We start from the raw sequence: 12,074 nt of genomic DNA, 5'->3' as shown, positions 1-12,074 counted from the left end.
CCTCGCTCTGCCGCTTATATTTGAGCTTTAGCTCTAACAGGCTGAATTATGCAGCTTTAACACTTGCCGCAGTGAAGTGCTGATTGATCATGGTCAGCTTTTTGATCAGGTAGTTGAGCAGCACGCCATAAATAGGCACAAATAAACCTAAACTAATGATCAATTTGAAGCTGTAATCAACCAAGGCAATCTCCATCCAATGCTCCGCCATAAACGGGTCACTGCTTTGGTAAAAAGCAATCGCGAAGAAAGCCAAGGTATCAAGCGCATTACCAAGCAGAGTGGAACAGGTCGGCGCAATCCACCACTGCGGCATTTGCCGTAGGCGGTTAAACACCTGCACATCCATAATCTGTCCAAGCAGGTAAGCCATAAAGCTGGCCATCGCGATACGCGCCACAAACAGATTGAACTCACTGAGTGGGGCAAAGCCTTGATATTGACCTTCAAAGAACACCACTGACAGTAAATAAGAGACGCTCAACGCAGGCAGCATCACCCAAAAAATGATCCTACGCGCTAATCCGGCACCAAAAATTCGCACCGTTAAATCGGTGGCTAAAAAGATAAATGGAAAAGTAAACGCGCCCCACGTAGTGTGGAAACCGAAAATGGTAAACGGGATTTGCACCAGATAATTGCTAGAAGCAATGATCACGATGTGAAATAGAACAAGATAGCCAAGGGCTTTGCGCAATTGCGCAGGGGTAAAGTGATTCATACTGTACCTTTTTAGTTTGGTTTGGGGGCGAGGGAACCCAAATTGGAAGCACGCTTCCGACTCAAATTTTACGTGATTGACCTGCGGCCAGCTCACAAGGGCGGCGATTATATCTCAAACGTTATTCGGTGCAAGGGTATTTTTTGCACAAAAATCCCACAACTTCTTCACGCCTCCTTGATTAGATAGCTTAACAAAGTTTAAGTCGCAAATGCGGCCAATACTTGAGAAGATCCCGCACATCGTGCTACTCTTCGCCTCCATTTTTCTGGCTGAAAAATCATCCAATTCGGATAACAGCTGGTGCTATCTTTAACTGGTTGCTGATTGAGGCAAACAGACAATCCAAACCTAAGTGGAACCGAATCGATGGGCAAAGGCACTCTTTATATCGTTTCTGCACCGAGTGGCGCAGGTAAATCGAGCTTAATTGCCGCGCTGTTGGAGCAAAATCCAACCTATGCAATGAAAGTCTCGGTATCCCATACCACTCGTGGTATGCGCCCTGGCGAACAAGATGGCGTGCATTACCATTTTGTTGAAAAAGAGCACTTTATTGAGCTGATCGATAAAGGTGAATTCCTCGAGTACGCTGAAGTGTTCGGTAATTATTACGGCACTTCACAGGTATGGATTGAAAACACACTCAACAAAGGGATTGATGTTTTTCTTGATATCGATTGGCAAGGCGCGCGCCAAATTCGTAGCCAAATGCCAAACGCGAAAAGCATCTTTATCCTACCGCCGAGCAAAGAAGAGCTTGAGCGCCGCTTAAATACGCGCGGTCAAGACAGTGAAGCGGTGATCGCAAAACGCATGAGTGAAGCTAAATCAGAGATTTCGCATTACAGCGAATATGATTATGTGATCATTAATGATGATTTTGATGTCGCATTAATGGATTTCAGAGCCATCATTCGTGCAGAAAGATTGAAGCAAGACAAGCAAGCTGCTAAATATAGCTCGATGCTTTCTGCGCTGTTGGCGGAATAAACCGCCAACTTATGTTGCCAGCCCTGTCGGTTGCTAGAATCTCAACCGGTTAGGCTGTATACTTTCTCGTCATTCACTATATCCGTTAACTAAATTTTGGAGTTCTCATGGCACGCGTAACAGTTCAAGACGCTGTTGAAAAAATTGGCAACCGTTTCGACTTAGTTCTGGTTGCGGCTCGCCGCGCTCGTCAAATGCAATCTGGCGGTAAAGATGCATTGGTGCCGGAAGAGAACGATAAGCCAACGGTTATCGCACTGCGCGAAATCGAAGAAGGGCTGATCACGAAAGAATTGCTCGATGCGCGTGAGCGTCAAGAGCAGCAAGAGCAAGAAGCGGCAGAGCTGGCTGCAGTTAGCAGCATCATGCATAACCGTTAATTATCGCGACTTAACCCGCCGGGCCTGAAATTTGTATCTATTCGATAGTCTAAAAGACGTTGCCCAAGAATACCTCACAGAGCCTCAAATCGAGGCTCTGCGCCGATCTTATGTGGTAGCGAGAGATGCCCATGAAGGGCAAACCCGCTCAAGCGGCGAACCTTACATTATCCATCCGGTGGCGGTTGCACGGATCTTGGCCGAGATGCGTCTCGACTTAGAAACGCTACAAGCAGCGCTACTGCATGATGTGATTGAAGATTGTGAGGTCACCAAGCAAGACCTCGATGCCCTGTTTGGCAACTCAGTCGCTGAATTGGTGGATGGCGTCTCAAAACTTGATAAACTTAAATTTCGCGATCGCAAAGAAGCACAAGCGGAAAACTTTCGCAAAATGGTGCTGGCCATGGTGCAGGATATTCGCGTTATCCTGATCAAATTGGCCGACCGCACTCACAATATGCGTACCCTTGGTGCGCTGCGCCCAGATAAAAAACGCCGCATTGCCCGCGAAACCTTAGAAATCTACGCACCGCTGGCCCATCGTTTGGGGATCCATAACATCAAAACCGAACTCGAAGAGCTGGGTTTTGAAGCACTCTACCCTAACCGTTATCGAGTGCTCAAAGAAGTGGTCAAAGCGGCGCGTGGTAATCGCAAAGAGATGATCCTGCGTATTCACAGTGAAATCGAAGGTCGCCTCAAAGAAGTCGGCTTGCCTGCCCGAGTGGTAGGGCGAGAGAAAAACCTGTTCTCAATCTATAACAAGATGAAAACCAAAGAGCAGCGTTTTCACACCATTATGGATATCTATGCGTTTCGGATCGTGGTGGATAGCGCAGATACCTGTTATCGGGTATTGGGCCAAGTCCACAGTTTATACAAGCCACGTCCGGCGCGTATGAAAGATTATATCGCCGTCCCGAAAGCCAATGGCTACCAATCGCTGCATACCTCGATGGTTGGCCCACACGGCGTGCCTGTCGAAGTGCAGATCCGTACCGAAGATATGGATCAAATGGCCGATAAAGGGGTGGCAGCCCATTGGTCATACAAAGCCAATAGCGAACGTGGTGGCACGACGGCACAAATCAAAGCACAGCGCTGGATGCAAAGCTTGCTAGAATTGCAGCAAAGTGCGGGTAACTCGTTTGAATTTATCGAAAACGTCAAATCAGATCTGTTCCCCGATGAGATTTACGTGTTCACGCCTAAAGGGCGTATCGTTGAATTACCGGTCGGCGCGACCGCGGTGGACTTTGCTTATGCGGTCCATACCGACATTGGTAATACCTGTGTCGGCGCACGCGTCGATCGCACACCTTATCCGCTCAGCCAATCGCTGAAAAGTGGCCAAACGGTGGAAATCATCAGTGCACCGGGCGCACGCCCAAATGCAGCATGGCTTAACTATGTAGTGACTTCACGCGCGCGCACTAAAATTCGCCAAGTGTTGAAAACCATGCGTCGCGAAGACTCAATTATCCTTGGCCGCCGCTTGCTCAATCACGCGCTGGGTGGCCAACCGATTAGCGAAATCGCGCCACAAAATATCAGCAAGGTATTGAGCGACCTAAAAATCGCCTCGATGGATGATCTGCTGGCGGCGATTGGCCTAGGTGAACTGATGAGCATTGTGATTGCCCGCCGTCTATTGGGCAATGCCGATGAGCTAAGCGAACCAAACCAGCCAGCAAACAATAAACACAAACTACCGATCCGCGGAGCCGAAGGAATTCTGCTCACCTTTGCCAATTGCTGTCACCCGATCCCAGATGATCACATCATCGCCCATGTTTCGCCGGGACGAGGTTTAGTGGTACACCGCGAAACGTGTCCGAATGTGCGTGGCTACCAAAAAGAGCCGGATAAGTACATGGCGGTTGAATGGACCAAAGATTACGATCAAGAGTTCATCACTGAGCTGAAAGTCGATATCCACAATCGTCAAGGTGCACTGGCAGAGCTCACCAACGTGATCTCTAATACCGGTTCCAATATTCACGGGATCTCCACCGAAGAGCGCGATGGTCGCTTGTATACAGTGACGCTACTCCTGACCACCAAAGATCGGGTCAACTTAGCCGACATTATGCGCAAGATCCGCAGCATGCCACATACGCTCAAAGTACGGCGGCGCAAAAACTGATCGTACGCTAATTCTTAAGCGACCAGCCCAAACCGATCAGTAACCGCAATAGGCATCCGTTAAGCTTGCCTGTTGCGGTTAATTTTTCCTGTACAAAAACACAGCTCAATGTTTGAATAGCCTTTCTGTCAAATAGTTAGAACCGATGCGCATGTCACAACTCCTGTCCAGCGTTGCCCTTACCGAGCTCTCCGGTGTCGGAGCCAAAGTTGCCGAAAAACTGGCGAAAATCGGTTTGCACAACGTGCAAGATCTGCTGTTTCATCTACCACTGCGTTATGAAAACCGCAGCAAGGTTTATCCGCTGGTGCAACTGCACCACGGCTTATGGGCCGCGGTGCAAGGTAAGGTGATGGCCGCTGATACGCTATTTGGCAAACGCAAAATGCTCAGCGTGAAAATCAGCGATGGTAACGGCAGCCTGACGCTGCGCTTTTTTAACTTTAGCGCAGCCATCAAAAACAGCTTTGCTGAAGGCAAATGGGTACATGCCTATGGTGAAGTCAAACGTAGCCCGCACGGTTTAGAGATCATTCATCCCGATTATCACTTTGTGGTCGCCCCCCAAACCACACAAGCCGAAGCCAATCTGACACCGGTGTATCCCACTACTGAAGGGCTACGCCAACTCACCTTACGTCATTTGACCGACCAAGCATTAGCGCTACTGGAAAAATCGGCAGTGCAAGAGCTACTACCCTCGGGGCTGTACGATCAGCAGATGACCTTGGCTCAAGCGCTGAATATCATTCATCGCCCTTCGGCGGATATCGATTTAGGCCAGTTTGAGCAAGGACGACATCCCGCACAAGTGCGACTGATCATGGAAGAGCTACTGGCGCAAAATCTTTCGATGCTGGCGATTCGCAGCCAAGGCCAGCAAGATACCGCCTTACCACTGGCTCCTGTCCACCAACTCAAGCAGCAACTGTTGGCACAACTGCCGTTTTCACCGACCCAGGCGCAACAACGGGTAGTGGCGGAAATTGAAGCAGATCTCAGCCAAGCGCAACCAATGATGCGTTTGGTGCAAGGTGATGTCGGCTCAGGCAAAACCTTAGTCGCGGCGCTCGCAGCGGTACGCGCGATTGAGCATGGCTATCAAGTGGCTTTAATGACTCCCACTGAGCTGCTCGCCGAGCAGCACGCACTCAATTTTGCCCAGTGGCTAGAACCGATGGGCATTCAAGTCGGCTGGCTGGCCGGTAAACTCAAAGGTAAAGCACGCGAAAACGAGCTAACCCGCATCGCAACCGGTGAGGCCAAAATGGTGGTCGGCACCCATGCACTGTTTCAACAGCAGGTCACATTTGACCACCTTGCCCTCGTAATCATCGATGAGCAGCATCGGTTTGGCGTCCATCAACGCTTAGAGTTACGCGAGAAAGGTGCAAAACAAGGCGCTTATCCGCATCAACTGATCATGACCGCTACGCCTATCCCGCGTACGTTAGCGATGACCGCTTACGCGGATTTAGAAACCTCAGTGATTGATGAGTTGCCCCCCGGGCGCACTCCAATTCAAACCGTGGCGATCCCCGATACCAAACGCGATGAGATTGTCGAACGCATTCGCCATGCCTGCCTTAACCAAGGCAAACAAGCGTATTGGGTGTGTACTTTAATTGATGAATCCGAACTGCTCGAAGCGCAAGCCGCGGCAGAGACAATGCAAGATCTGCAACGCAAGCTGCCGGATCTGCGCATCGGTTTAGTGCACGGGCGAATGAAAGCGGCCGAAAAGCAGGCAGTAATGCAAGCCTTTAAAGCCAACCAACTGCATCTGCTGGTGGCGACCACAGTGATTGAAGTGGGGGTGGATGTGCCGAATGCCAGTTTGATGATCATCGAAAACCCTGAGCGTTTAGGGCTAGCTCAACTGCATCAGCTACGCGGACGGGTCGGCCGAGGCACCATCGCCAGCCACTGTGTATTACTGTTTCACGCCCCACTCTCGAAAACAGCGCAAAAACGTTTAGCGGTACTGCGCGACAGCAATGATGGTTTTGTGATCGCCGAGCGCGATCTAGAAATCCGTGGCCCCGGCGAACTGTTGGGCACCAAACAGACTGGGCTGGCTGATTTCAAAATTGCCGATCTGGTGCGTGATCAAGCATTAGTGCCGCAAGTGCAGCGTATTGCCAGACACCTCCACCAGCGCTATCCGCAGCATGCACAAGCCATCATTCAGCGTTGGCTCGGCCAGCGCGATATTTACGCCAAAGCATAACGGCTCATCTGCCCCAGCCAGCGAAAACGCCCAAAGCAACCGTTTGCTTTTTTGATAAAAACCTCTATAATCGCCGCCATTTTACGGTTGACGCAAACGTTTACCTTGCTATACCCAAACCGGTTTAAGCTGCAGCTAACCACGCCGCTGCTGAGCATGGTAAGGGCTACTCTGAGCAGAGTCTGATTAACAGCAATCACAGAGGCGGCTTCTGCTCCACCTTAACCACCCATTCAGCGTGCGCAAGGTGTTATTTATCATCAGGAAAATCGCTATGACACAATCAACTTCGCGCCAAGCCGATCTGGTCTATCAACTCAATGATCGTCCACCTTTGCCACAAACGTTATTTGCCGCCCTGCAGCATTTACTAGCGATGTTTGTCGCGGTGATCACGCCATCGTTGATCATCTGTCAATCGCTTGGCGTACCGGCCGATCAAACCAATACCATCATCAGCATGTCGCTGTTTGCTTCTGGTGTCTCCTCGTTTATTCAGATACGCACCTTTGGTCCGATTGGATCTGGCTTACTATCGATTCAAGGCACCAGCTTTAACTTTTTAGGGCCAATTATTGGTGCTGGCCTTGCGCTCAAAGCGGGCGGAGCCAATATCGAAACCATGATGGCGGCTATTTTCGGCACCATTTTAGTCGCTTCATGCGCAGAGATTTTACTGTCACGCGTGCTGCAATTTGCCCAGCGCATCATCACTCCGCTAGTGTCTGGGATTGTGGTAACGTTGATCGGCCTTACCTTAGTTCAGGTCGGATTGGTTTCGATGGGCGGTGGCTATGCGGCAATGGCCGATGGCACTTTTGGTAGCCTAGACAAACTGGCCCTGGCCGGTACCGTATTAGCGATCATTGTGCTGCTTAACCGAGCGCACAATCCTTACGTGCGTATCGCGTCAATTGTGATTGCAATGCTGGTCGGCTATGTGATGGCCTACCTGATGGGAATGGTCAATACCGATAACTTAGCAGAAACCCAACTGATTGCGCTGCCAATCCCGATGCAATTCGGCTTAGGCTTTGATTGGTCACTGTTTATCCCGCTGGTACTGATTTTCCTGATCACGGCGCTAGAAGCGATTGGTGATATCACCGCTACCTCTGAAGTGTCTGGTGAACCGGTCAAAGGACCAGTGTATATGAAGCGCATCAAAGGTGGGGTACTGGCGGACGGTCTGAACTCGGCAATTGCGGCGCTGTTTAACAGCTTCCCGAACTCAACTTTCAGCCAAAACAATGGCGTGATCTTATTGACCGGTGTCGCCAGCCGTTATGTTGGCTATTTTATCGCGGGCATGTTGGTGCTGCTTGGCCTATTCCCAGGTGTCGCGAGCTTTGTACAGTTGATCCCTGAGCCAGTATTGGGCGGTGCAACCATTGTAATGTTTGGTACCATTGCCGCAGCCGGGGTGCGCATCATTTCACGGGTGGATTTGGATCGCCGAGCGATTCTGATCATGGCACTATCATTCTCAATGGGACTCGGCATCGCGCAAAAACCAGAAATTCTGCAGTTTATGCCCGATTTTATTAAGAATCTGTTCTCTTCTGGTGTAGCAGCCGGTGGGATCACCGCGATCGTGCTGAACTTGCTGCTGCCAGAGGTACGCCGCGATGAAAAAGCTGCTCCAGTAGTGAAAACTGAAGCAGCGTAATAATCAAACTAGGCAAGCAGACTAGGTAAGACAATCAACCTGACGGTTGAGACAGGGCTAATTTCGGTTAGCCCTGTTTTTTACTGTTGCAGTCTTATTTGGTGGGAAAACTGATTTGGGCGCGTAAGCCACCTTGGCTTCGGTTACTCACCGCCACCGCACCGTGATGTTGGCTGACGATCCGTTTCACAATCGCCAATCCCAAACCGGTACCTTCACTACCACGAGCCGTATCGCCACGGGTAAAAGGTTCAAACACCTTATTCACTTGGCTAGGTTCAATGCCGGGGCCATTGTCTTCGACACACAGCCAAACCAACTGCTTATCCGCCGTCATACCACTACTCACCTTAACCCAGCCATTGCCATAGCGCAGGGCGTTAACCACCAAATTACTCAGCGCACGCTTAATCGCAATCGGATTACCAAAGGCAGGAACTACCTCAGCTTGCAGATCGGTTTCAATCTGCACTTCATAGCCGCCTTCCGAACTGGCCACATCATTGGCAATCTCGTTAATATCCACCGCCTCAAAAGCTTGCCGATTGACCGGTTTTAGGTAATCCATAAACTGGCTGATAATTTGATTACACTCTTCGGTATCACTGATCATACTCTCTGCCAGATAACTATCTTGCGGCGACATCATCTCCGTTGCTAAGCGGATGCGCGTGAGTGGAGTTCGTAAATCATGGCTGATCCCAGCCATCAGCAAGGCGCGATCATCTTCTAGCGCTTGAATGCCTTTCGACATGCGATTAAATGCCCGCGTCACGGCCCGAATTTCCAACGTACCTTGCTCTGGTAAATGAGGGGGAATTTCACCACGCCCAACCATGTGCGCGGCTTTTTCTAGCGCCATCAACGGCCGATTTTGCAAACGAATGAACAGCCAGCCCCCCAGTACAATCAGCAGCGCCATAATGATGCTGTTACGAAACAGTGGCGCGAAATCTTCTTCTTGTAACTCAGAGAGAGGGATGCGTAATAATTGGCCGGGCAGCGAGTCAATCTTCATCCACAAGATATAGCTCTCCTCGCCAAGAGCCATGCGCACCTCGGTCGGCGAGCCAAGTTCGCCACTCATCTCTTCGCTCATTAAATCGATACTCAGCGCATGCTGGAAATCAGCCGCAGCAGAACTGTCATCACTATGAATAGTCACTCCCAATTGCTCAAGCACCCGCCGTTTGAGTAGCGCGTCCATCTCTGAACTCATCGCCGATTGACTGGTGTCATCCAGCATCAGGCTAATTTCATGGGCAAGAATTTTATTGAACTGCTGCAAACTTGGTAGCAAGGCGTAGTTAAACACCGCGTAGTAAGAGTAAATTTGACTGGCAATCAGCAGAGAAAAAAACAGCAGGATCGATTGAGTAAATGAGCTGCGAATTCGCATAAGTCACCTAAATATGTACCCAAACCGCTTGAGGTTTCAGGGCGGAAGGCGCTAGCAAGGGCACACTCAGAGCGAAGACGCCCTTGCTCGGCGTGCCTAGAAAAGGTTAGCTGGCCGCTTTACCATCAGGAACAAACACGTAGCCAAGTCCCCACACCGTTTGAATATAGCGCGGTTTGCTCGGATCGACTTCTAACATGCGACGCAGACGAGAAATTTGCACATCAATCGAGCGCTCCATCGCTGAATATTCACGGCCACGCGCCATGTTCATCAGCTTATCGCGCGACAGCGGTTCACGAGCATTGGTGACTAACGCTTTCAACACCGCAAATTCACCCGAAGTAAGTGGCATCGCCTCTTCGCCGCGGAACATCTCACGCGTACCAAGATTGAGGCGAAATTCACCAAATTCGATGATGGTCTCTTCCGCGCTCGGCGCTCCCGGCGCTTCAATCACTTGACGACGCAGGACGGCTTTGATGCGAGCTAGCAGTTCACGCGGGTTAAATGGCTTGGGCAGATAATCATCCGCGCCCACTTCTAGACCGACGATTCGATCAATCTCATCGCCCTTGGCCGTCAGCATCAAGATCGGGATCATATTGTTGGTATTACGCAGACGACGGCAGATCGACAGTCCATCTTCTCCCGGCAACATTAAATCCAGCACCATCAGATGAAAGTTTTCACGCGTCAGTAGACGATCCATCTGCTCACCGTTGGCTACGCTACGCACTTGAAAACCCTGCTCCGACAGGTAACGCTCAAGCAGCGCACGCAAACGCGCATCATCATCTACCACTAAAACTTTATGATTTTCCACCATGATCCCACCTGATTATTCTTCGCATCTCGACCGATTCAATTCCCACTACTGTGGAAAGATAAAATGTAACATCGTCACCGCTCACCGAGCACAAAGAATTGTTACTTTTTATGTCCTTGTAACGGATATGCTTTTGATATTCAATGCTAGTTTACATTTACGAAAAAATAAACTTACAAAAAACAGATATTCTGTCACGATTCTTTATGCTTAAAATCATAATGTCATAAAAATAATATTTTTGTGACCGAACATACTCTATTTATCAATCGATAAAAGCATGAGTAATATTTCATTTAACACACTAAAAAATAATTATATTTTTAATAAGGTTCAAAATGAAGTCAAATTTCTTGGTTACTTTCACAGCTCTTATAACAACATCAGCTATGGCTAATGTTGATGACAATATTATTCATTCACAAAGAATAGCTTTAGGAAAAAATACTATTGGTCTTGGATTTGGACCACAATCCCCAAGAGATATAGATAATCTCACAGGGAAAAATAGCCGTAATTTTTCAATTGCACCTGAATATCATAAAATGAATTTATGTAATATTCACTTCCATAAAAATGCTGAGCATAAAGGTGGAGAATTTACAAAATATGCGGGCAATGGAAATGGGAAAGGATACGGCACTGGTTATAAATACAATGGAAACTTAACTGCAACAGAATTAAAGCCATTCAAGAATAATTTTGGTATACAATCAGGCGATACAATAGAAGTTCATTATGTTCACTCAACGGCTCAAGTAGAACCAGGTGCAACTTTAAACTCCTGCTTATCTCCTTCTATAGCGAATCCACAACTTCGTGTTGAAGCCCAAGTTTATGTACTAGTCAATGATAAAAAGGCATCAAACTTTGTGCAGTTAAATGAGGTTGGAATTAAAAATGGTTATTATCAAGCATTAAATATTCCTGATACAACAGGGACTCCGATTATTTATGCAGGCTCAACAACTGGCCCTAGCTATAATGAACAGGGTTCACCATTACAGGTGACATGGAGTGTCAGACCTAATGTAATAAAAGTTAATATTGAATCGGTAGAAAAATGGCTTAAAAATAATCCATTTGATGAAGATCATGCTCATGGAGTAAGAAATCTTGTAACCAATCCAGAACTACTTTCATCTGCTCACTAACAGTGAAAAAGGGGAGTCATTCCCCTTTTTTATACTCAATCGAATTGATAAACCACTCTTTAACACCGGCAGGGGTGCGTACTTGCAACTCTTCATCGACTTGCTTTTTAAGCAGTGCTCGAGCCATCGGCGAATCAATTGAAATGTAATCTTTGGCATCGCCATAGATTTCATCTGGGCCAACGATACGAAACTTCTTCACTTCTCCAGCTTCATTTTCAATTTCTACCCATGCCCCGAAAAATACTTTGCCTTCTTGCTGCGGCGCGTAATCAACAATCTTCAACTCGGGCAGCAGCTTACTTAGGTAGCGCACCCGGCGATCGATCTGACGCAGTAAACGCTTGTTGTAAGTATAATCCGCATTTTCTGAGCGATCGCCAAGACTCGCCGCCCATGACACTTTTTGCGTGATCTCTGGGCGCTGCTCTTTCCATAGATAATCCAGCTCTTGTTTGAGCTTATTGTAGCCAGCTCTGGTGATCAGTTTGGTTTTCACTCGGGGTCCTCAACAAAATCAGCTTGCGCGCAAAGTACCGATTTTTGCTGC

The 12,074-nt window shown here is 48.5% G+C and carries 10 protein-coding genes; 6 read left to right on the top strand and 4 right to left on the bottom strand.

Annotated elements, in window-relative coordinates; all coding sequences use genetic code 11:
* Positions 1–46: 46 nt before the first annotated feature.
* Positions 47–721 carry a 7-cyano-7-deazaguanine/7-aminomethyl-7-deazaguanine transporter gene (locus PUN32_RS07920; RefSeq protein WP_166014129.1) on the bottom strand — a complete coding sequence of 225 codons (675 nt, stop codon included), beginning with the start codon at positions 719–721 and terminating at the stop codon, positions 47–49.
* Between the two features lie 369 nt (positions 722–1,090).
* Between PUN32_RS07920 and gmk the strand changes: the two genes are divergently transcribed.
* The 5 genes from gmk to PUN32_RS07895 all read left to right on the top strand — a co-directional run bounded on the left by gmk (position 1,091) and on the right by PUN32_RS07895 (position 8,142).
* Entirely contained in the window at positions 1,091–1,714 is a 624-nt protein-coding gene (gene gmk / locus PUN32_RS07915; RefSeq protein ID WP_274722560.1) for a guanylate kinase, read from the top strand.
* A 107-nt stretch (positions 1,715–1,821) separates the two neighbouring features.
* Complete coding sequence (gene rpoZ, locus PUN32_RS07910) at positions 1,822–2,094, top strand: DNA-directed RNA polymerase subunit omega (RefSeq protein WP_166014127.1); 273 nt, start codon at positions 1,822–1,824, stop codon at positions 2,092–2,094.
* 31 nt (positions 2,095–2,125) lie between these two features.
* Positions 2,126–4,243 (top strand): bifunctional GTP diphosphokinase/guanosine-3',5'-bis pyrophosphate 3'-pyrophosphohydrolase, encoded by a 2,118-nt coding sequence (spoT, locus tag PUN32_RS07905; protein WP_274722559.1) that lies wholly within the window; start codon positions 2,126–2,128, stop codon positions 4,241–4,243.
* Positions 4,244–4,394: 151 nt separating this feature from the next.
* A complete protein-coding gene (recG, locus tag PUN32_RS07900; RefSeq protein ID WP_274722558.1) occupies positions 4,395–6,473 on the top strand; it encodes an ATP-dependent DNA helicase RecG in 2,079 nt (692 codons plus the stop codon).
* A gap of 274 nt (positions 6,474–6,747) precedes the next feature.
* Entirely contained in the window at positions 6,748–8,142 is a 1,395-nt protein-coding gene (locus tag PUN32_RS07895; RefSeq protein WP_166014124.1) for a uracil-xanthine permease family protein, read from the top strand.
* A 94-nt stretch (positions 8,143–8,236) separates the two neighbouring features.
* Here the strand turns inward: PUN32_RS07895 and envZ are convergent, their stop codons facing one another.
* Positions 8,237–9,541 carry a two-component system sensor histidine kinase EnvZ gene (envZ, locus tag PUN32_RS07890; protein WP_274722557.1) on the bottom strand — a complete coding sequence of 435 codons (1,305 nt, stop codon included), beginning with the start codon at positions 9,539–9,541 and terminating at the stop codon, positions 8,237–8,239.
* 106 nt (positions 9,542–9,647) lie between these two features.
* Entirely contained in the window at positions 9,648–10,370 is a 723-nt protein-coding gene (gene ompR / locus PUN32_RS07885) for an osmolarity response regulator transcription factor OmpR (protein ID WP_274722556.1), read from the bottom strand.
* 338 nt (positions 10,371–10,708) lie between these two features.
* Here ompR and PUN32_RS07880 point away from each other — a divergent pair, with 338 nt between their 5' ends.
* A complete protein-coding gene (locus PUN32_RS07880) occupies positions 10,709–11,524 on the top strand; it encodes a delta-class carbonic anhydrase (protein WP_274722555.1) in 816 nt (271 codons plus the stop codon).
* A 16-nt stretch (positions 11,525–11,540) separates the two neighbouring features.
* Here PUN32_RS07880 and greB read toward each other — a convergent pair whose 3' ends face one another.
* Positions 11,541–12,023: a transcription elongation factor GreB gene (gene greB / locus PUN32_RS07875; protein ID WP_274722554.1), complete on the bottom strand. Its 483-nt coding sequence runs from the start codon at positions 12,021–12,023 to the stop codon at positions 11,541–11,543.
* Positions 12,024–12,074: the final 51 nt, after the last annotated feature.

This window comes from Vibrio chanodichtyis, from assembly GCF_028863985.1.
Classification (GTDB): domain Bacteria; phylum Pseudomonadota; class Gammaproteobacteria; order Enterobacterales; family Vibrionaceae; genus Vibrio; species Vibrio chanodichtyis.
The sequence above is the reverse complement of the archived record's forward strand: the minus strand, read 5'-3'. Positions and strand labels throughout refer to the sequence as shown.

Bases quoted from the DNA above. Each gene is read 5' to 3' on its own strand.
- PUN32_RS07920 (WP_166014129.1), bottom strand. From the start codon at position 721: ATGAATCACTTTACCCCTGCGCAATTGCGCAAAGCCCTTGGCTATCTT.
- gmk (WP_274722560.1), top strand. From the start codon at position 1,091: ATGGGCAAAGGCACTCTTTATATCGTTTCTGCACCGAGTGGCGCAGGT.
- PUN32_RS07895 (WP_166014124.1), top strand. From the start codon at position 6,748: ATGACACAATCAACTTCGCGCCAAGCCGATCTGGTCTATCAACTCAAT.
- recG (WP_274722558.1), top strand. From the start codon at position 4,395: ATGTCACAACTCCTGTCCAGCGTTGCCCTTACCGAGCTCTCCGGTGTC.
- ompR (WP_274722556.1), bottom strand. From the start codon at position 10,370: ATGGTGGAAAATCATAAAGTTTTAGTGGTAGATGATGATGCGCGTTTG.
- rpoZ (WP_166014127.1), top strand. From the start codon at position 1,822: ATGGCACGCGTAACAGTTCAAGACGCTGTTGAAAAAATTGGCAACCGT.
- envZ (WP_274722557.1), bottom strand. From the start codon at position 9,541: ATGCGAATTCGCAGCTCATTTACTCAATCGATCCTGCTGTTTTTTTCT.
- PUN32_RS07880 (WP_274722555.1), top strand. From the start codon at position 10,709: ATGAAGTCAAATTTCTTGGTTACTTTCACAGCTCTTATAACAACATCA.